The following is a 19,676-nucleotide window of genomic DNA, read 5'->3' on the forward strand; positions in this document are numbered from 1 at the left end:
ATGGTTCACCGCGTCGGTAGGGGCCGGACGCGGCATCAGGGCGACCGGGGTCAAGGGCAACCTGGTGTGAACACTACGGGGACGGCGGCGGCACCGCACCATGGCGATTGCCAGCCTTCGCTCCGCGCGTGTCGGGAAGGGGAGTGCGCCTCCGGCAGGACCGCCGGAGGCGCACGGGCTCAGGAGCCGATCGAGTCCTGCGGGCGGCCGGACTTGAGCGCGGCGAGGCGCGCCTCCACCTCGGTCATCTCACCGAGGTCCTCGAGCGACTCGAACTGCGCGTCCAGGCTCGAGGAGGCGAGCTCCTCCGCGCCGCGGACGCGCGCCTCCTCGCGGCGGATCTTCTGCTCGAAGCGGCTCACCTCGCTCGTCGGGTCCATCAGGTCGATGCTCTTCACGGCGTCCTGGACCTGGCTCTGCGCCTCGACGGTCTTCGAGCGCGCGATCAGCTCGTCGCGCTTGCTCGAGAGCTGCTGCAGCTTCTCGCGCATCTGGTTCAGGCCCGACTTGAGCTTGTCGACGACCTCGGTCTGCGAGGCGATGGTCGGCTCGGCGTCCTTCGCCTCCTTCTCGGACTGGATCTGGCGCTGCAGAGCGACCTTGGCCAGCGCGTCGAACTTGTCGGCGTCGCCGGCGCTCCCGCCGGTGCGCAGCTCGTCGGCCTTGCGGCTCGCGGCGAGGGCCTTGCCGCCCCACTCCTGGGCGTTCTGCACGTCCTCGCGGTAGTCGTCCTCGAGCAGGCGCAGGTTGCCGATCGTGGTGGCGATCGCCGCCTCGGCGTCGCGGATGCTGTCGGTGTAGTCGCGGACCATCTGGTCGAGCATCTTCTGCGGGTCCTCGGCCTGGTCGAGGAGCGCGTTGATGTTGGCCTTCGCGAGCTGCGCGATGCGGCCGAAGATCGACTGTCTCTGAGCCATGGGTGTCTCTCCTTGCGTCGTGGGTGGTGCCGGATGTCGGAGGTGGTGCCGGAGTCGTGGGGGGAGGTGGTGGTCGTCGGTCGTGCGCGGATGCCCGGGGGCGCTCAGAAGCGCCCGCCGCCGCCGCGGCGTCCGCCGCCGCCGCTGCTGCGCCCGCCGCCGAAGCCGCCGCCGCCGGAGCGCCGGGACGAGCCGCCGCCGCCGAAGCCGCCGCTGAACCCGCCTCCGCCGAAGCCGCCCGAGCGGTAGCCGCTGCGGCGTCCGCCTCCCAGGAGCGACTCGACCAGGATCCCGCCGAGGAACGCGCCGGTCGTGTCGCCTCCGTAGGGGCTGCCGACGGCGTTCGGGGCGGAGTAGGAGCCGGCGTCGGCCCGCGCCCGCTCGAGCGCCTGCTGGGCGAGCTGCGAAGCGCGCTGGGCGGAGGCGAGAGCCTCGCGGGGGTCGGTGGCGGCGATGCGCTCGGCGTATTCGGCCGAGCGGGCGGCCTCGGCGACGCGGGTGCGCGCTTCCGAGCCGACCGCGCCGCGGCGGGCCGCGATGAAGTCCTCGGCGGCCGAGACGCGGCTGCGGGCGGAGGTGAGCTCGGCGCCGAGGGCGGCCCGCTCGCGCTCGCGCTGGGCCTGCGCGTCGCGGAACCCGCCGACGGCGGCGTCGATCGTGGCGTCGGCGGCGGTGAGCGCCTCGAGCAGGGCGAGCGGGTCGTTCGGCCGCACGGAGGCGGCGCGCTCGACGTCGTCGAGGGCGGCCTCGGTCGAGGCGACCGCCGCGGCGACGTTCTGCGCCTGGGCGGCGGACTCCGCGTCCTGGAAGGCGGCGAGCGCTCGTCCCTGCGCCACGTCGGCGCGGATCTCGGCGACGCGGCCGGCGAGCGACGCCTCCGCCTTCTGCAGCTCGTCGCCGCGCGTGGCCACCGCGTCGACGAGCCCGGAGGCCTGCTCGGCGGCCTGCTGCCCGGCGCGCAGCAGCACGGCGGCGCGGCCGGAGTCGCCGGCCTGCAGCGCCTGCTGGGCGCCGGCGAGCTGGTCGCGGGTGAAGCGGAGGCGGTCCTCGGCCTGGTCGGCGTCGTCGCCCACGTCGTCGATCGCGGTCGGCGCGTAGCGGGAGGCGAGCTCGGCGAGGCGGGCGCGGGCCGACGGGAGGCGGTCGCCGACCTCGGCGGCGCGAGCCGAGAGCGCGGCGGCGAACTGCGGCGCGTTCTTCTCGAGGTCGCGCAGCTCCTCGAACGCACTCGCGCGCTCGTCGAGCGTCTGCTCGGCGTCGGCGCAGAGCTGGAGGATGCGCTGGTAGCCGTCGCGGCGCTCCTGATCGGTCTCCGGCTCGGCGTCGTCGAGACGCTGCTGCAGGGTGAAGGCCTCGCCGAGCAGGCGCTTCGCGGTGACGAGCGCCTCGCGGAACGCGCCGGTCGCGTCGGCGCCGAACTGCGCCTCCGCGAAGCCGACCTCCTGCTCGCTGGTGCGGACGGCGTCGTCGGCGTGGACGAGGGCCGACCCGGCACGGGTGGCGAGCTCGTCGATCGAGGCCTCCACCGCCTCCTGGGCGCGGCGCTTCCGCGCGCGGCGGACGAGCAGCAGCACCACGAGGCCGATCACGACGAGCGCCGCGAGCACGCCGAGCGCGATCAGCAGCCCCGAGCCGAGGGACTCGCCGGCGCTGGGCGCGTCGAGGCGCTGCCCGATCCCGTCGGCGGCGGCCACCGCGGCTCCGGCCCAGTCGCCGTCGGCGAGCCTCGGCTCGATGTCGTCGGACTGGAGCGAGGAGACCTGCGCGTCGTCGAGGGCGAAGCCCTGCGCGACCGACACCTGGTACTGGCGGGCGTCGACCGCGACGGCCAGGAGGACGTCGTCGGTGCCCAGTCCGTTGCGGGTCGCGGTCTCGTCCGCCCACGCGGCGCGGTCGGACGGATCGGTGAAGGAGTCGACGAAGGCGACGAACAGCTGCACGCGGTGCTGGTCGTAGAGGGCCCGCGAGGCCTGCTCGATCTCGGCGGTCTCTCCGGAGCTCAGCACCCCGACCGAGTCGAGGACGGTGGAGGAGGAGAAGGAGACGGGCGATTCGGCCGTCGCCGCGGTCGCGGGGACCAGCGCGAGGACCGCGGCGATCAGGAGGGCCGCGAGCGCCGGCAGCAGCCGGAAGCTCACGGGGTGGTGGGGTCTCGCCGGCATCGCGCACACTCCTTCGTCGTCGCCTCCCGAGTGTAGACAGCCCCGGTGTCCGAGCAGGGGTCGGGAGGCGGCAGGCCGTCGACCGCGTGCCCGGGGCGCGGGGGATGGGAGAACGCCGGGAGGAGGAATGACCGTGCTCCGCTCGCGGTTGCTGCCCGGAGTGCGCCGCAGGTGCACGTGCCTCCCCCCTCAGGGCAGCCCCCTGAGACAGCTCCGTAGAAAGGCGATCCCGTGGATCCGTTCTCCCCCCTCACCGCCGGCGACCTCGACCTCCCCAACCGCATCGTCCTGGCACCGATGACGCGACTGCGCTCCGACGAGCAGGGCGTGCCCGGCGCGATCGTCGCCGAGTACTACGCCCAGCGCGCGAGCATGGGCCTGCTGATCAGCGAGGGCGTCTTCCCCAGCGCCGAGTCCAAGGGCTACGCCGGGCAGCCCGGCATCGAGACCGAGGCGCAGGCCGCGGGCTGGCGCGCCGTCGCCGACGCCGTGCACGCCGCGGGCGGACGCATCGTCATGCAGCTGATGAACGCGGGCCGCGTCTCGCACACCGAGATCACCGGCACCGACCGCATCGTCGCCCCGAGCGCCGTCGCCATCGACGGAGAGGTGCACACCCCCTCCGGCAAGAAGCCCTTCCCGGTGCCGCACGCGCTGACCACCGAGGAGCTGGCGACCGTCCGCGACGAGTTCGTCGCCGCCGCCCGCCGCGCGATCGACGCCGGCTTCGACGGAGTCGAGGTGCACGGCGCCAACGGCTACCTGCTGCACGAGTTCCTCTCGCCCGTCTCCAACGTGCGCACCGACCAGTACGGCGGGACCCCGGCCGAGCGCGCCGCGTTCCCGCTCGAGGTCACCCGCGCGATCGTCGACGAGGTCGGAGCGGGCCGCGTCGGCATCCGCCTCTCGCCGGCCCACAACATCCAGGACGTCGTCGAGACCGACGGCGACGACGTGCGCGCCACCTACGAGGCCGTCGTCGACGGGCTCGCCCCGCTCGGCCTGGCCTACCTCAGCGTCCTGCACGCCGAGCCCGCCGGCGAGCTGGTCCAGGACCTCCGCTCGCGCTTCGACGGCGTCTTCATCGCCAACAGCGGCTTCGGCTCGCCGACCAGCCGCGAGGAGGCGACCGAGCTGATCAGCGAGGGCCACGCCGACGCCGTGGCCGTCGGCCGCCCGGCGATCGCCAACCCCGACCTGGTCGAGCGCTGGCAGGGCGGGCACCCCGAGAACGAGGTCGTCCAGGAGACGGTCTACGGCGGAGGAGCCGAGGGCTACACCGACTACGAGCCCCTCTCGGCGTAGTCGCGACTCACGCGGAAGGCCCGCTCCCTCGAGGGGGAGCGGGCCTTCCGCGTACCGGGGGGATCAGCTCTCGCTGCCCCGGCTCTTCAGCTCGGACTCGATGCGGGCGTCCTGCTCGGGCGAGAGCTCGTGGTCCTCGTCCTCCGGGCCGGCCGTCTCGCCGACGCGGCCCTCGCCGAGGGCGTGGATCGAGGTGATCTCGTCCTCGAGCGCGGCGTCGCGGTCGTGCTCGCTCACGAGCCGGTCTCGATCTCCCCGGCGGAGACGGCCTCGGCGTACTTGCGGAGGTCCGGGCCGGGCTCGAAGTCGATGAAGCGGTCCTTGAGGCGCGCGTTCAGCTCCGCGAACACGTCCTCCCAGGGCTCGCCCTTCTTGCTCGTCGCGAGGTCGAGCACCGCCTCGCGGAGGACCCTGTCCGAGTCCTCGAGGATCTTGTCGCGGGCTTCGTCGTTCCAGCGGATGTCCTGTGCGTCCATGCTCCGACCGTAGGCGCGGGGCCGGGGCGCCCCAAGGACTTGCGGGCGGGGGGCGGGAGGCGTAGGAGCCCCCGCCGCTCCGCGCTCAGGAGAGCGCCGGCAGCACCTCGCGCTCGAACAGCTCGATGCCGGACCGGTCGTAGGCGGCGTCCGGGAAGTAGAGGATGCCGTAGTCCATCCCGCGCGACTGCATGCCGGCGAGCCGGTCGACGATCTGCGCGGGAGTGCCGACCGCGAGCGCGTCGGGGCTGCGGTACTCGGCGACGAAGGACGCCGCTCCCTCCGCGCCGAGGTACGGCACCACGCGCTCCTCGAGACGCTGCAGCGCCGCCTCGACCTCCGCCTCCGTCTCGCCGATCACGACGTTGTAGTTCGAGCTCCGGGTGATCGCCGAGAAGTCGGTGCCCAGGCGCTCGCAGTGCCCGCGGAGGACCGAGCTCTTGTGGTCGAACGCCTCCGGGGTCCCGGCGAAGTTCGTGTACTGCGCGTACTGGGCCGCGATCCGCAGCGTGACCTTCTCGCCGCCGCCGGCGACCCACAGCGGGATGCCGCCCTCCTGCAGGGGCAGCGGCCGGTTCTGCGCGCCGTCCACCTGGTAGTAGCGGCCGTCGAGGGTCGCGGACCCGGTCGTCCAGGCCTGCTGCAGGATCTGCACTCCCTCGTCGAGCCGGCCCAGCCGCTCGGCGATCGGCGGGAAGCCGTAGCCGTACGCGCGCCACTCGTGCTCGTACCAGCCGCCGCCGATGCCCATCTCGACCCGCCCGCCCGAGACGATGTCGACGGTCGTCGCGACCTTGGCGAGGTAGGCGGGGTTCCGGTAGCCCATGCAGGTGCACATCTGGCCCAGCCGCACGCGCGACGTGGTGGCGCCGAACGCGCTCATCAGCGACCACGCCTCGTGCGTCGCCTCCTCCGTCACCTGCGGGACGGTGTGGAAGTGGTCGTAGACCCAGATCGACTCCCAGGCGCCGTCGTCGGCGTGCCGGGCGAGGTCGCTCATGGTGCGCCACTGGTCGGCGGCCGGGACGCCGACGAGGTCGTGGCGCCAGCCCTGGGGGATGAAGAGTCCGAATCGCATGCCGCCGACCCTAGGGCGGCCCGGCCTCCGAGGTCGAGGGGGTCGCGGTGCTCGCGTACGCTTCCGACCGATGCTGACCTTCACAGAGGATCTCGGACTCCCCGTCCTCGCGCTGATGATCCTCGCCGCCTTCGCGGCCGGCTGGATCGACGCGGTCGTGGGCGGCGGCGGACTCCTCCAGCTCCCCGCCCTGCTCCTCGTGCCGGGGATCTCGCCCGTGCAGGCGCTCGCCACGAACAAGCTGGCCTCGATCTTCGGCACGACCACCAGCGCGATCACCTACTACCGGCGCGCGAAGCCCGATCTGCGCACCGCACTGCCGATGGCGGCGGTCGCCCTCGCGGGCAGCTACGGAGGCGCGACGCTCGCCGGCCTCCTCCCGGCCGCGGTGTTCAAGCCGATCATCGTCGTCGCGCTGATCGTGGTCGCCGTCGTGACGATCGCCCGCCCGGCACTGGGCAGCGTCACGGTGCTCAAGCACGCGGGCCGGCGCCACCTCGTCACGGCGGCCGTGCTGGGACTCCTGATCGGCTTCTACGACGGCCTGATCGGACCGGGCACCGGGACCTTCCTGATCATCGCCCTGATCACCGCGCTGGGCTACGACTTCCTGCTCGCCAGCGCCAAGGCGAAGATCGTCAACGTCGCGACCAACCTCGGCGCCCTGCTCTACTTCGTGCCGGGCGGGCACGTGATCTGGCTGCTGGGCCTCCTGATGGGCGCCGCCAACGTGGCGGGCGCGTACCTCGGCTCGCGGATGGCCGTCGCTCGTGGCAGCCGCTTCATCCGGGTCGCGTTCCTCGTCGTGGTCGGCGCCCTCATCCTCAAGGTCGGCTCCGACGTCTGGACCGAGAACCTGGCGCCGCTGCTGCGCTAGCGCGGGCTGCGGGACCGAGCCGCGGAACGAGGACGGGACCCCCGCCGCAGCAGAAGGTCCCGTCCTCGTTCCGATCGCTCGGCGCTCCGCTCCGCCGACCTCAGCCGAAGGGGATCGAGCCGACCAGCACGCCGACGGCGAGCATGACCAGCGAGACGACGACCGCTCGCCACAGCACCTTGCGGTGGTGGTCGCCGAGGTTCACCGCGGCGAGGGAGACGAGCAGGAGGATCGCCGGGACCAGCGGGCTCTGGAGGTGCACCGGCTGCCCGGTGATGGAGGCGCGCGCCATCTCGACCGGCGAGATGCCGTAGTTCGCCGCGCTCTCGGAGAGCACGGGGAGGATGCCGTAGTAGAACGCGTCGTTCGACATGAAGAAGGTCATCGGGATGCTGAGCACGCCGGTGATCACGGCGAGGAACGGTCCGAGCGCCGGCGGGATCACCGCGACGACCCACTCCGCCATGGCGTCGACCATGCCGGTGCCGTTGAGGACGCCGATCAGCACGCCGGCCGCCAGCACCATCGACACGACGCCCACGATGCTCGGCGCGTGCTTGACGATCTCGGCCGCCTGGTCCTTCATCTTCGGGAAGTTGATCAGGAGGGCGACCGCGGAGCCGACCATGAACACGTAGGGCAGCGGCAGGATGTCGGCGACCAGCAGCGTCATCACCGCGAGGGTCAGGACCAGGTTCACCCAGATCAGCTTCGGGCGCAGCGTCTCGCGCTCGGGGTCGAGCATCGTGTCGGCCATCGCGGTGTCGGCGTCGTCGGCCTGCACGCGGGCGGCGACCGCCACCTGGGCTCCGCGCAGGGCCTGAGGGCCGCGGAGGAAGGAGAAGCGCTCCCGGGCGACGGTGCGGATGCCCCCGGTCAGCGCCGCGAGGCCGCCGGTGCGGGCGCCGCCCGGGCGGTAGGAGGAGCCGCGGCCGGCGCCGACGAGCTCCTGCTCGAGCATCGGCTCGGCCAGCGCGAGCGAGCCGAGGCGGCGGCGCTCGCCGAGCCCGAGGAACCAGGCGAAGACGAGCGTGACGACCAGGCCCACCGCGAGCGAGGGGAGCATCGGCACGAAGATCTCGCTCGGCGAGACCTGGAGGGCCGCGGCGGCGCGCACCGTCGGTCCGCCCCAGGGGACGATGTTGAGCGTGCCGTTGGCCAGGCCCGCGACGCAGGTCAGCACGACCGGGTTCATCCCCAGGCGCAGGTAGATCGGGAGCATCGCGGCGGTGGTGACGATGAAGGTGGTCGAGCCGTCGCCGTCGAGCGAGACCGCGCCGGCGAGCAGCGCCGTGCCGAGCACGACCTTCGCCGGGTCGTCGCCGAGCGCGCGGACGATGAAGCGGATCAGCGGGTCGAAGAGCCCGACGTCGATCATGATCCCGAAGTACATGATCGCGAACATCAGCAGCGCGGCCGTGGGCGCGAGGCTGCCGATCGCCTCGAGGACCATGTCGCCGATGCCGAGGCCGGCGCCCGCGAAGAGGCCGAAGATCGTCGGCACGACGATCAGGGCGACCATCGGCGTCAGCCGCTTGGTCATGATCAGGGCCATGAAGGCCAGGATCATGGTGAAACCGAGTACTACCAACACAGCTGACTCCTTCGTCCAGTGCCTCCGCCCGCGCTCGGCGGGAGAGCCGGCCGGGAGATGCTGGAAACCCTAGGCAGCCCCGCGTCCGGCGCCGGGGTATCGCTCATTACGGCGACATCTGCGCATAGTGTGGCTTCTGCGCATTCTGCGCACGACGACGGCGAGGAGGCCCCGATGCGCTTCGCGACCCACGTCCTGGTCCTGCAGCTCGCCACGGTGTCGGCCGCCGTGCTGGTCTGCGCGGGGCTCGTCACCGCGCTCAGCGTCCAGCAGCTGCGCGGCGAGGCGGAGGGCACGGCGCTCGCCATCGCCCGCACCGTCGCCGAGGATCCCGACGTGCGCGACGCGGTCGCCGCGTCCTCCGCCGTGCCCGGCGCGCCCGCCGCCTCGGAGCTGCGCGGCGGACCGCTCGAGGACGTCGCCGCCGCCGTCGAGCAGCGCACCGGCGCGCTCTTCGTCGTGATCACCGACGATCAGGGCATCCGCCTCGCCCACCCCGACGAGGACCGCCTCGGCGAGCGGGTCTCGACCAGCCCCGACGAGGCGCTCGCCGGGCGCGAGAGCGTCTCGTGGGGCACCGGCACGCTCGGCGAGTCGGCACGGGCGAAGGTCCCGGTCTTCGCCGAGGGGGAGCAGCGGGTCGTCGGCGAGGTCAGCATCGGCTTCGCGCGCTCCAGCGTCTTCACCGACCTGCCGACCGCGCTGCTCGGCGTCCTCGCCGCGGCGCTCGCCGGCCTGGTGCTCGCCGCCGTCGCCTCCGTCTTCATCCGCCGCCGCCTACTGCGCCTGACGCTCGGCCTCGCCCCGGAGGAGCTCACCTCGCTCGTGCAGGACCAGGCCGCCGTGCTCGACGGGGTCGACGAGGGCGTGCTCGCGCTCGACCGCGACGGGCGCGTCGGCGTCTGCAATGCGCGGGCCGCCGCGATCCTCGGCTCCGACGACCCGACCGGGCGGGCGCTGCACGGGCGGCCGCTCGCGGAGCTCGACCTGCCCGTTCCGCTGGCCGACGCGATCGGCGCCGCGCTGCACTCCGTCGAGCCGCCCCGCCCCGGAGGCGAGGAGGGCTTCGTCGTCCGCTCCCGCATCGTCTACGTCGACATCCGCCGGGTGACCCGCGGCGACCGCGACCTGGGCGTGGTGGTGGTGCTGCGCGACCGCACCGACCTCGCCGCGCTGAGCCGGCGCCTCGACGCGGTCGGCGCGATGACCAACGCGCTCCGGGTGCAGCGGCACGAGTTCGCCAACCGCCTGCACGTGGTCGCGGGCCTGCTGGATGCTGGGCGGACCGCGTCGGCGCGCGACTACCTCGACGAGGTGCTGACCCGCGGCCCGCTCAAGTACCCGGTGCAGCACGCCGACCGGCTGCAGGAGCCGTACCTCCAGGCGCTCGTCGGGGCGAAGGGGATCGAGGCGGCCGAGCGCGGTGTGCTGCTGACGCTCGGCGAGGAGACGCTGGTGCGCGGCACCGTCGTCGAGCCGGAGGACGTCGCCACGGTGGTCGGGAACCTGGTCGACAACGCGGTGCGCGCGGCGGTCGAGGGGCGGCGCGACGTGCGCTTCGTCGAGGTCGAGCTGCTCGACGACGGCGACGCGCTCTTCGTGACGGTCGCCGACTCCGGCGACGGAGTGCTCGATCCGGACTCGCTGTTCGACCGGGCCGGCGCGGGCGACCCCGTCGAGGACGACGGACGCGTGCACGGTCGGGGCTTCGGCCTGCCGCTGTGCCGTGAGGTGGCCGCCCGGCGCGGCGGCGAGGTCTGGCTGGCGGACGCCGGCGGAGCGGAGTCGGGGGCCGTGCTGTGCGCGCGCCTCCCCGGAGCGGTGCTGCCGCCGGAGCAGGACGGGGACGGGTCATGAGCGCGGACACGGCGCGGGAGCGCACGGTGCTGGTGGTGGACGACGACTTCCGGGTCGCCCAGCTGCACGCGGACCTGGTCGAGGCGCGGCAGGGGCTGACGGCCCTTCCTCCGGTGCACACGGCGCGCGCGGCGCGGGCGGCCGTCGCCGAGCACGCGCCCGATCTGATGCTGCTCGACGTGCACCTGCCGGATCAGAGCGGGATCGCGCTGCTCCGCGAGCTCGACACCGACGCGTTCGTCGTCAGCGCCGCCTCCGACGGGGCGACGGTGCGGCGCGCCCTGCACGCGGGGGCGCTCGGGTACCTCATCAAGCCGTTCGAGGCGCGCCTGCTCGGCGAGCGCCTCGACGCGTACGTGCGGTTCCGGAACGTGCTGCGGGAGGACCGCGCGGCCGATCAGGAGGCGGTGGAGCGGGCGCTGCGCATCCTGCACTCGGGCGACGCGACCGCCGCGCAGCCCTCGCGCTCGGCGACCGAGCAGCTCGTCCTGGCGCGCCTGGCCGAATCGGGCGCCGAGCTGTCGGCTCTCGAGGTGGCCGAGCGCGCCGGCATCTCGCGCGCCACCGCCCAGCGCTACCTCTCGGGCCTCGCGGGCCGCGGCCTAATCGAGATGACCCTCAGCTACGGCACCACCGGCCGCCCGGAGCACCGCTACCGCGCCCGCTGACCCTCCGCGAGCGGAGTCCGCGCTCGAGCCGGCGGGACGTTCTCGGCGGTCGGGACCCGCTCTCGGGGACCTGAGCGCCTAGGGGAGCTGACTGCGGAGCACCGGCGTGCGGTGCTCGGTCGAGCCGAACGGGGGATCCGCGTGTCAGCGGATCCTCCTAGGCGGTCGGGACCCGCTCTCGGGAACCCGACCGCCCGTGGGAGCCGACTGCGGTGCGCCGCCCTGCGGCGCACGAGACGGCCCGTCGAACGAGCGACCCGCGTGTCAGCGGATCGTTCTAGGCGGTCGGGACCCGCTCTCGGGAAACCGACCGCCTAGGAGAGCCGACTGCGGTGCGCCGCTTCGCGGCGCACGAGACGACTCAGTGCGTCGCGTCGACGTCCGCGCCCGCGGCCTCGGCCACGCGGCGGCGCTCGGCGGCCTCCGCGGCCATGCGGCGGCCCTTGGGGCTGACGAGGGAGGCGATCACCGTGATCACGAGGACGCCGATGATGACCGAGAGCGACAGTCCGGTGCCGATCTCGAAGACCTCCACGTGCTCGCCGTTGTTGATGAACGGCAGGTTGTTCTCGTGGAGCGCGTGCAGGATCAGCTTCACGCCGATGAAGGCGAGGATCGCGGCGAGGCCGATGCTGAGGTAGACGAGGCGGTCGAGCAGGCCGTCGATGAGGAAGTACAGCTGGCGCAGGCCCAGCAGCGAGAACGCGGTCGCCGTGAAGACGAGGTACACGTCGCTGGTGAGGCCGAAGATCGCCGGCACGCTGTCGAGGGCGAACAGGATGTCCGTTCCGCCGATCGCCGCCATGACGAGGATCATCGGCGTGAGGACCTTCTTGCCGTCGATGTGCGTGTAGAACTTGTCGCCGTCGTACTGGTCGCTCGTCTTGAAGATCCGCTTGGCCAGGCGCACCATCACGTTGTCGCTGGAGTGGTCGTCGCCCGGCTTGACCAGGTTGAACGCGGTCAGCAGCAGGATCAGGCCGAAGATGTAGAAGACCCAGGCGAACGAGTTGATCAGTGCGGCGCCGAGGAAGATGAAGCCGGTGCGGGCGATCAGCGCGAAGACGATGCCGAAGAGGAGCACCTTCTGCTGGTCGGCGCGGGGCACCTTGAAGCTCGCCATGATGATGAGGAAGACGAACAGGTTGTCGACCGAGAGGGCCTTCTCGGTGATGTACCCCGCGAAGTACTCCGATCCGGGCGTCGCTCCGCCGAAGACGAGGACGCCGAGCCCGAAGAGCACGGCGATGCCGACGTAGAGCGCCGACCAGATCGACGACTCCTTCAGCGTGGGCTCGTGGGCCTTCCGGACGTGGAAGAAGAAGTCGAAGAGCAGGAGCAGGACGATGAAGACGATCGTCAGGGTCCAGATCAGGGGCGATACGGTCATGAAGGGGCTGGCCTCGCTCGTGAAGGGGGGTCGGGGGACGGTCGCGGGGGTCGCTCGTCAAGGGAAAAGGTAGCGAGGCACCGTAGCGAGCAGGGTGCCCGCCGATGGATCGTGAGTATCTTCTCAGTTCTCCGCGCGTCCCTCGCGCCCAGCGGCCGGAGCGCCACACTGGTCACCATGACCGGCGCCGCTGTCGACAGGACCTTCCAGGACGCCTCCGGCGTCGTCATCCACTACCGCTGGTGGCCGCACCCCTCGCCCCGCGCGATCGTGCAGCTGGCCCACGGGGTCGGCGAGCACTCGGGGCGCTACGTCGAGCTGGCGGAGGCGCTGGTCGCCGCCGGGTACGCGGTCGCGGCGGACGACCACCGCGGGCACGGCCGGACCGGCCTCGAGCAGCACGGCGGCGACTCCTCCCGGCTCGGACTGCTGGGGCCGGGCGGCCTGCGCGCGACCGAGGCGGCGATCCTCCGGCTGACGGAGCTGCTCGCGGAGGAGAGCCCGGGAGTGCCGATCGTGCTGCTCGGCCACTCCTGGGGGTCGCTCATGGCGCAGCGGATCGTCGACCACCACTCCGGCGCCTACGCCGCGCTCGTGCTGAGCGGCACGGCCTACCGCCTCCCCGGGCACATGAACGCGGGCGACCTGGCGAAGCGGCACCGCGTCGCCGGCGGCCTCGGCCTCGAGTGGCTCTCCCGCGACCCGGAGGTCTGGCAGCGGTTCCACGACGACCCCCTCACCTTCACCACGCCGCTCGCGAAGCGGATCGGGCTGGTCGAGACCCTGCGGCTGGTCGGCCGCCCGAAGCGCGGGCCCGAGCATCCGCTGCCCCTGCTGCTGGTCGTGGGCGCCGACGACACCCTCGGCGGCGAGCGGTCGGTGCGCGCGCTCGCCCAGGCCTACCGGCGGCGGGCCGGGTACACGGACGTCTCGGTGCGGGTGTACCCGGAGGCGCGGCACGAGCTGTTCCAGGAGCTCAACCGGGCCGAGGTCACGGCCGATCTCGTGGAGTGGCTGGGCGAGCGCTTCCCCGCCCCGGCTCGCGCCTAGGCTGGCGTCATGCATGGCGAGTACAAGGTCCCCGGCGGAAAGCTCGTGGTCGTCGACCTCGACGTGGTCGACGGGAGGTTCGCCGGGTTCCGCCTGGCGGGCGACTTCTTCCTCGAGCCCGACACGGCCCTCGACGACATCGATCGCGCGGTCGTGGGCCTGCCGGCCGAGACGGACGCGAAGTCCATCGCCGCCGCCATCCGGCAGGCGCTCCCGGCCGACGCGGTCCTGCTCGGCTTCACGCCCGAGGCCGTCGCGGTCGCGATCCGCCGCTCGCTGCAGAAGGCGACCAGCTGGCGCGACTACGACTGGCGCATCGTGCACGACCGGGCCGTCTCTCCCGCGACCCACCTGGCGCTCGACGAGGTGCTGACCGCCGCGGTCGGCGAGGGCCGCCGGGAGCCGACGCTGCGGATCTGGGAGTGGGACCAGCCCGCCGTCGTCATCGGCAGCTTCCAGTCGCTCCGCAACGAGGTCGACCTCGACAACGCGGCGAAGTACGGCGTCGACGTGGTCCGCCGCATCTCGGGCGGCGGCGCGATGTTCATGGAGGCGGGCAGCGTCGTCACGTACTCGCTCTACGTCCCCGGCGACCTCGTCCAGGGGCTGACCTTCGCCGACTCCTACGCCTTCCTCGACGAGTGGGCCGTCAGCGCGCTGCAGTCGCTCGGGATCGACGCGGTCTACCAGCCGCTCAACGACATCACCTCGCCCTCGGGCAAGATCGGCGGCGCCGCGCAGAAGCGCCTGGGCTCCGGCGCCGTCCTCCACCACGTGACCATGAGCTACGACATCGACGCCGAGAAGATGGTGCAGGTGCTGCGGATCGGCCGCGAGAAGCTCTCGGACAAGGGCATCGCCTCCGCCGTGAAGCGCGTCGACCCGCTGCGCAGCCAGACCGGGCTCAGCCGAGCCGAGATCATCGAGCGGATGAAGGCGACCTTCGTGCAGCTGCACGGCGGCGAGGCGGGGACGCTGACCGAGGAGGAGTACGCGGCGGCGGAGGAGCTGGTGCGGACGAAGTACTCGACTCCGGAGTGGCTGCGGCGCGTCCCCTGACCGGCGGGTCCGGGGCGGCGGTCGCCGGCCCGTGGACCCGGAGCGGTACGCGGCGGGCCGGTCCGGCGGGCTCCCGTCAGCTCGCGAGGAGCTCCTGGTAGTCCGGGTGCTCGGCGATGAACTCGGCGACGAACGGGCAGGCCGGGACGATGCGCCCGCCGAAGCGCTCGTGCGCGTCGTCGAGGGCCGCCTCGACGAGGGTCTCGCCGAGGCCCTCGTGACGGTGCTCGGGCGCGATCTCGGTGTGGAGGAAGACCACGTCGCGGCCGCGGACGGCGTAGTCCGCGACTCCGACGGTCTCGCCGTCGAGCCAGAGCGTGTAGCGGGACGAGTCCTCGTCGTGGCGCACCTCGGAGATCATCGCGCCACTCTACGCCGGAGCCTCCCGGCACCCGTCGAGCCCGGGTGCGAGGTGCGGAGCGTGTCGCCGGGCTCACACGCACTGGCACAATTGCCGGGTGCCCAGGACGATCCAGATCGCGGACGGCGTCCCGGAGTCGCGGAGCGCGGTGTTCCACGCCGACAACCTCGAGGTCCTGCCGCAGCTGGCCGACGGGGCCTTCACCGTCGTCTACCTCGACCCGCCGTTCAACACGGGCCGGGCGCAGGTGCGCACCTCGACCACCTCGGTGCGCTCCACCACCGGCACGATCGCCGGCTTCAAGGGGCGCAGCTACGAGCGGATCCGCGGCGACCTCCTCCGCTACGACGACCGCTTCGACGACTACTGGTCGTTCCTCGAGCCGCGTCTGGCCGAGGCGTGGCGGCTCCTCGCCGACGACGGCACCCTCTACCTCCACCTCGATTACCGCGAGGCGCACTACGCGAAGGTGCTGCTCGACGCGCTCTTCGGCCGCGAGTGCTTCCTCAACGAGATCATCTGGGCCTACGACTACGGAGCGAAGGCCACGCGCCGCTGGCCGACCAAGCACGACACGATCCTCGTCTACGTGAAGGACCCGCGCGGCTACCACTTCGACTCCGCCGCCGTGGACCGCGAGCCGTACATGGCCCCGGGCCTGGTGACCCCCGAGAAGGCCGAGCGCGGCAAGCGGCCGACCGACGTGTGGTGGCACACGATCGTCTCGCCGACCGGCCGCGAGAAGACCGGGTACCCGACGCAGAAGCCGGAGGGGATCCTCCGCCGCATCGTGCAGGCGTCCAGCCGCGAGGGCGACGCCGTCCTCGACTTCTTCGCCGGTTCCGGCACGACCGGCGCCGTCGCGCACGCTCTCGGCCGCCGCTTCGTCCTCGTCGACGAGCACGCCGACGCGGTCGCCGTCATGCGCCGACGCTTCGCCGCCCTCGACCCGGCGCCGCTCTTCCTCTGACGCGGGCCCTCTCGACTCCTCAGACGTCGCCGTCCTCGCTCGCCACCCCCGCGACTCCTGCGCACCGGCCGGCTCCCACTGTCCAGGAGTCGTCGCAGTCGAGTTCGGTCGCTCCCACTGTCCAGAAGGTGTCGCACTCGACATCGATCGCTCCGACTGTCCAGGAGTTGTCGCACTCGACGCCGACTGCGACAACTCCTGGACAGTCGTGGTGGGAGGCGCGCCTCCCCAGGTGCGGGATCAGGGGTTCGTCCACAGAATGCGGATCGCGGGAGACGGACGAGGATCACGGACCGCCAGAATCGCGGCATGTCCAGTACCGACCTCGGAGCCTTCACCCGGCGAGCGGCACTCCGCGCCGGGATGACGGACGCCCGGCTGCGCACTCCCGCCCTGGCCAGCCCCTTCCACGGAGTGCGCACCCGGGTGGCGCCCGTCACGCACCTGGAACGAGCCGCCGCCTATCTGCCGCGGCTGCGGCCCTGGCAGCTCTTCTCCCACCTGACCGCGGCCGAAGCCTGGGGAGTGCCGCTCCCGGCGCGACCCGGCGAGGACGATCCGATCCACGTGGCGGCGACGACGCCGCACCGGCCCCCCAGGACCCGGGGTGTGATCGGCCACACCCTCACGGAGACGGACAGGGTCGAGCGGCACGGCCTGCCGGTGACGGGAGCGGTGTCGACGTGGATCGCGCTCGCGCCACTGCTGTCCGCCCGCGATCTCCTCGCGGCGACGGACCACCTCCTGTTCGAGCCGCGCTACCCGCGCCGGGACGATCCGCGTCCCCATGTCCGGCTTCACGAGCTGCAGGACCGCCTGGCCTCCCATCGGGGCCGGGGCCGACGCGGCCTGGCTGAGGCTCTGCGGCTGGCATCGACCGGAGCCGCCTCGCGGAGGGAGACCTGGCTCCGCGCTCTCGTCGAGGAGGCGGGACTGCCCGCGCCCGACGTGAACGCCGAGATCAGGATCGGCGGCCGACTGCTCGCGGTCGGCGATCTGGTCTTCGAACGGTGGAAGGTGGTGGCGGAGTACGACGGCGGCCAGCACCGGACGGACGACGCGCAGTTCTCACGCGATCGTGAACGGCTCCTGGCCCTGCACCTCGCGGGCTGGATCGTCGTGGTCGTCCGCGCGGAGGGTCTGATTCGGGGCAGGGCGCGCACGATCGCCGAGCTCCGTGCCGCTCTCGTGGCCCACGGCTGGCGACCGTGACGCACCCCGTCGACGGATCGACCCGCTCGTCCATCCCCGCCCCGCCGCCCGCGTCCGCCCCACCGTCCTGATCCGCCCGCCGGTCCGCATCCGATCGAGCACGCAGAGCCCTCCGACTACGCAGAAGTAGTCGCACTCGGCGTCGACTGCGACGACTCCTGGACAGTCGCGGGCCGGCGTCAGCTGCTGGCGCGGACGACCAGCGACGTCGGCATCAGCGTGCGGTGCTCCACGGGGAGCCCCTCGATGCGGGCGGTCAGCAGCTCCACCATGCGGGCGCCGAGCTCGTCGGGGAGCTGGCGAACGGTGGTCAGCGCGGGGACGGCGTTCCGCGCGAAGAGATCGTCGTCGAAGCCCACGACGGACACGTCCTCGGGGATCCGGCGGCCGGCCTCGCGGAGGGCGGCGTAGGCGCCGACCGCCATCTGGTCGTTCGCGGCGAAGACGCCGTCCAGGTCGGGGTCGCGGGCGAGGAGGCGGCGCATCGCCTCGGTGCCGCTGGCCGGCGAGAAGTCTCCCCACTCGACGAGGTCGTCGGCGAGGCCGGCGTCGGTGAGTGCTCCGCGCCAGCCGATCAGGCGGTCGACGCCCGGCGGCATGTCGGCGGGGCCCGCGATGGTGGCGATCCGGCGCCGGCCGCGCTCGATCAGGTGCGCGGTGGCGACGGCCGCCCCCTCCGTGTTGTCCACGTCGACGAAGTAGGAGCCGCGCTCGTCCGGCGAGAGCGGCCGGCCGCCGAAGACGATCGGCAGCGTGCCCGAGAGCGCCGCGTAGGAGTGGTCGCCGGAGTGGTGCGAGACCACGAGCGCGCCGTCGACATTGCCGCCGAGCAGGTACCGCCGCGTCTTCTCGCCGTCCGTCTCGGACGCGATCAGCATCGAGAGCGTGTAGTCCGTGTCGGCCAGGCGCATCGCGGCGCCCTGCACGATCGAGGCGAAGAACGGGTCCGCGAAGACGCGCGCGGTCGACTCCGGCACGATCAGCGCGATCGACTGCGTGCGCCGCGAGGCGAGCATCCGCGCCGCGTGATTGGGCACGTAGTCGAGCTCGCCGATCGCCTTCTCGACGGCGGCCACGATCTCGGCCGCCACCTGCGGGGCGCCGTTGACCACCCGCGAGACCGTCGCGCGCGAGACTCCGGCCCGCGCCGCGACCATCTCGAGGGTGGGGGAGCGGCCCCCGCCGCGGACGCCCGTCGGCTCGCTCACGGGTCAGTCCAGGATCGCCGCGGCGCTGCCGCCGAGCAGTCGGGAGTAGACCAGGCCCGAGTCCTTCACGGTCCGCTCCTGCGTGTCGTAGTCGACGTGCACGATGCCGAAGCGCTTCTCGTAGCCCCAGGCCCACTCGTAGTTGTCGAGGAGGGACCAGACGAAGTAGCCGCGGACGTCGGCGCCCTGGTCGATCGCGTCGGCGACCTTCTCGACGTGGTCGAGCACGTACTGCGTGCGGTCCGCGTCGAGCACGCGGCCGTCCTCGACGACGTCGTCGTAGGCGGCGCCGTTCTCGGTCACGTAGAGCGGAGGGAGGTTCTCGTACTCCAGGCCCAGGCGGGTCAGCAGGTAGCGCAGCCCGTCGGGGTTCACCTCCCAGTCCATCGCGGTGCGCGGCAGACCGCGCGACGGGAAGGTGATGAACTCGGAGCCGACCCAGGGGGAGCCGACCTCGCGGTCGGTCGCCTGGGCGAAGTCGTCGGCTCCGGCCGGCAGCGGATGCGCCGAGACGTTGTCGTCGTGGTAGTGGTTCACGCCGAGGAAGTCGAGCGGGAGCGAGATGAGATCGAGGTCGCCGTCGACGATCAGCTCGTCGAGCCCGAGCCCTTCGACGTCCTCGAGCAGGTCCTCGGGGTACTCGCCGCGCAGCAGCGGGTCGAGGAAGATCCGGTTCTGGAGCGCGTCGAAGCGGCGTGCGGCGTCGAGGTCGGCCTCGTCCTCGGGGTCGTCGGGGACGGCGTTCGAGAGGTTGAGCGTGATGCCCAGGTTCTGCGCTCCGAGCTGCCGGAGCGTCGAGACGGCCAGCCCGTGGGCGAGGTGCGTGTGGTGCACGGCGGCGAGGGCCTTCTGCTGCGAGATCACGCCGGGGGCGTGCACGCCCGCGCCGTAGGAGAGCAGGGTCGAGCAGAACGGCTCGTTGAACGTCGTCCAGTGCTGCACCCGGTCGCCGAGGCTCTCGTAGACGGCCTCGGCGTAGTCCCGGAAGCGCTCGGCGGTGTCGCGGTTCGCCCAGCCGCCGGTCTCCTCGACGGCCTGCGGGAGGTCCCAGTGGTAGAGGGTCAGCCACGGCAGCACGCCGGCGCCGAGCAGCTCGTCGACCAGGCGGGAGTAGAAGTCGAGGCCCTCGGGGTTCACGGCGCGGTCGCCCGGCTTCACGCGCGCCCAGCTGACCGAGAAGCGGTAGGAGCCGAGCCCCAGCTCCTTCATCAGCCGCACGTCCGCGGGCATCCGGTGGTAGTGGTCCACCGCGACCTCGGGGGTGTCGCCCTTCGCGACCGCTCCGGGGACGCGGGAGAAGGCGTCCCAGATGCTGTCCTCCTTGCCGCCCTCGTGGCCGGCGCCCTCGATCTGGGCGGCGGCGGTCGCGGATCCCCAGAGGAAGCCGGCGGGCCAGTCGCGGACGGCGTCTTCGCCGCGAACGACCAGATGGCGGTCGGCGCCTACGCCGCCCTCCGCGAGGCCGGCCGCCGGATCCCCGAGGACGTGTCCG

19 protein-coding genes are annotated in these 19,676 nt (G+C 72.9%); 9 read left to right on the top strand and 10 right to left on the bottom strand.

All coding sequences use genetic code 11. The features are described 5' to 3' along the window. Positions 1 to 179: 179 nt before the first annotated feature. Both C5B93_RS08750 and C5B93_RS08755 read right to left on the bottom strand, forming a co-directional pair. Positions 180 to 917, bottom strand: a complete 738-nt coding sequence (locus C5B93_RS08750; RefSeq protein ID WP_104223858.1) for a PspA/IM30 family protein — start codon at positions 915 to 917, stop codon at positions 180 to 182. 104 nt (positions 918 to 1,021) lie between these two features. Continuing rightward, a complete protein-coding gene (locus C5B93_RS08755; protein ID WP_104292251.1) occupies positions 1,022 to 3,079 on the bottom strand; it encodes a TPM domain-containing protein in 2,058 nt (685 codons plus the stop codon). Positions 3,080 to 3,310: 231 nt separating this feature from the next. On the opposite strand from C5B93_RS08755, the gene C5B93_RS08760 reads away from it, so the two are divergent. Continuing rightward, the gene (locus C5B93_RS08760) at positions 3,311 to 4,384 is read left to right on the top strand and encodes an alkene reductase (RefSeq protein WP_104292252.1); all 1,074 of its coding nucleotides are present in this window, start codon (positions 3,311 to 3,313) and stop codon (positions 4,382 to 4,384) included. Between the two features lie 63 nt (positions 4,385 to 4,447). Here the strand turns inward: C5B93_RS08760 and C5B93_RS17235 are convergent, their stop codons facing one another. From C5B93_RS17235 to C5B93_RS08770, 3 genes are all read right to left on the bottom strand, one after another. Further along, positions 4,448 to 4,621: a hypothetical protein gene (locus tag C5B93_RS17235; RefSeq protein WP_160035225.1), complete on the bottom strand. Its 174-nt coding sequence runs from the start codon at positions 4,619 to 4,621 to the stop codon at positions 4,448 to 4,450. After that, the gene (locus C5B93_RS08765; RefSeq protein ID WP_068251275.1) at positions 4,618 to 4,860 is read right to left on the bottom strand and encodes a hypothetical protein; all 243 of its coding nucleotides are present in this window, start codon (positions 4,858 to 4,860) and stop codon (positions 4,618 to 4,620) included. The genes C5B93_RS17235 and C5B93_RS08765 overlap by 4 nt, the downstream gene beginning before the upstream one ends. An 85-nt stretch (positions 4,861 to 4,945) precedes the next feature. Next, positions 4,946 to 5,938, bottom strand: a complete 993-nt coding sequence (locus C5B93_RS08770) for an LLM class F420-dependent oxidoreductase (RefSeq protein WP_104246861.1) — start codon at positions 5,936 to 5,938, stop codon at positions 4,946 to 4,948. A 70-nt stretch (positions 5,939 to 6,008) separates the two neighbouring features. On the opposite strand from C5B93_RS08770, the gene C5B93_RS08775 reads away from it, so the two are divergent. After that, entirely contained in the window at positions 6,009 to 6,815 is an 807-nt protein-coding gene (locus tag C5B93_RS08775) for a TSUP family transporter (protein ID WP_104223862.1), read from the top strand. A 100-nt stretch (positions 6,816 to 6,915) separates the two neighbouring features. Here C5B93_RS08775 and C5B93_RS08780 read toward each other — a convergent pair whose 3' ends face one another. Further along, the gene (locus C5B93_RS08780) at positions 6,916 to 8,385 is read right to left on the bottom strand and encodes a CitMHS family transporter (protein ID WP_104258108.1); all 1,470 of its coding nucleotides are present in this window, start codon (positions 8,383 to 8,385) and stop codon (positions 6,916 to 6,918) included. Between the two features lie 198 nt (positions 8,386 to 8,583). Here C5B93_RS08780 and C5B93_RS08785 point away from each other — a divergent pair, with 198 nt between their 5' ends. Both C5B93_RS08785 and C5B93_RS08790 read left to right on the top strand, forming a co-directional pair. Continuing rightward, positions 8,584 to 10,266 carry a sensor histidine kinase gene (locus C5B93_RS08785; protein WP_104258109.1) on the top strand — a complete coding sequence of 561 codons (1,683 nt, stop codon included), beginning with the start codon at positions 8,584 to 8,586 and terminating at the stop codon, positions 10,264 to 10,266. After that, a complete protein-coding gene (locus tag C5B93_RS08790) occupies positions 10,263 to 10,934 on the top strand; it encodes a response regulator (protein WP_104292253.1) in 672 nt (223 codons plus the stop codon). Before C5B93_RS08785 ends, C5B93_RS08790 begins: the two co-directional genes overlap by 4 nt. A 361-nt stretch (positions 10,935 to 11,295) precedes the next feature. Here C5B93_RS08790 and C5B93_RS08795 read toward each other — a convergent pair whose 3' ends face one another. After that, complete coding sequence (locus C5B93_RS08795; RefSeq protein ID WP_104223866.1) at positions 11,296 to 12,324, bottom strand: TerC family protein; 1,029 nt, start codon at positions 12,322 to 12,324, stop codon at positions 11,296 to 11,298. A 177-nt stretch (positions 12,325 to 12,501) separates the two neighbouring features. On the opposite strand from C5B93_RS08795, the gene C5B93_RS08800 reads away from it, so the two are divergent. Both C5B93_RS08800 and C5B93_RS08805 read left to right on the top strand, forming a co-directional pair. Next, entirely contained in the window at positions 12,502 to 13,374 is an 873-nt protein-coding gene (locus tag C5B93_RS08800; RefSeq protein ID WP_104233159.1) for an alpha/beta fold hydrolase, read from the top strand. Positions 13,375 to 13,383: 9 nt separating this feature from the next. Further along, on the top strand, positions 13,384 to 14,433 hold the full coding sequence (locus C5B93_RS08805; RefSeq protein WP_104292254.1) for a biotin/lipoate A/B protein ligase family protein: 1,050 nt from the start codon (positions 13,384 to 13,386) through the stop codon (positions 14,431 to 14,433). 76 nt (positions 14,434 to 14,509) lie between these two features. Here the strand turns inward: C5B93_RS08805 and C5B93_RS08810 are convergent, their stop codons facing one another. Then, positions 14,510 to 14,794 (bottom strand): GNAT family N-acetyltransferase, encoded by a 285-nt coding sequence (locus tag C5B93_RS08810; protein WP_104233160.1) that lies wholly within the window; start codon positions 14,792 to 14,794, stop codon positions 14,510 to 14,512. Positions 14,795 to 14,891: 97 nt separating this feature from the next. Here C5B93_RS08810 and C5B93_RS08815 point away from each other — a divergent pair, with 97 nt between their 5' ends. Together C5B93_RS08815 and C5B93_RS08820 are read left to right on the top strand one after the other, a co-directional pair. Beyond that, positions 14,892 to 15,764, top strand: coding sequence for a site-specific DNA-methyltransferase (locus C5B93_RS08815; RefSeq protein WP_104225160.1), 873 nt, complete (start codon positions 14,892 to 14,894; stop codon positions 15,762 to 15,764). A 309-nt stretch (positions 15,765 to 16,073) separates the two neighbouring features. Then, positions 16,074 to 16,976: a hypothetical protein gene (locus C5B93_RS08820; protein WP_104292255.1), complete on the top strand. Its 903-nt coding sequence runs from the start codon at positions 16,074 to 16,076 to the stop codon at positions 16,974 to 16,976. Between the two features lie 179 nt (positions 16,977 to 17,155). Here C5B93_RS08820 and C5B93_RS08825 read toward each other — a convergent pair whose 3' ends face one another. Both C5B93_RS08825 and C5B93_RS08830 read right to left on the bottom strand, forming a co-directional pair. Beyond that, positions 17,156 to 18,133, bottom strand: coding sequence for a LacI family DNA-binding transcriptional regulator (locus C5B93_RS08825; RefSeq protein ID WP_104225165.1), 978 nt, complete (start codon positions 18,131 to 18,133; stop codon positions 17,156 to 17,158). Positions 18,134 to 18,187: 54 nt separating this feature from the next. After that, positions 18,188 to 19,612, bottom strand: a complete 1,425-nt coding sequence (locus C5B93_RS08830; RefSeq protein WP_104292263.1) for a GH1 family beta-glucosidase — start codon at positions 19,610 to 19,612, stop codon at positions 18,188 to 18,190. Between C5B93_RS08830 and C5B93_RS17635 the strand changes: the two genes are divergently transcribed. Next, on the top strand, positions 19,613 to 19,676 hold a 64-nt coding region (locus C5B93_RS17635), incomplete at its 3' end, for a hypothetical protein (protein ID WP_258068182.1).

Origin of the sequence: Rathayibacter sp. AY1A2 (assembly GCF_002930935.1) — a bacterium.
Taxonomy (GTDB): Bacteria; Actinomycetota; Actinomycetes; order Actinomycetales; family Microbacteriaceae; genus Rathayibacter.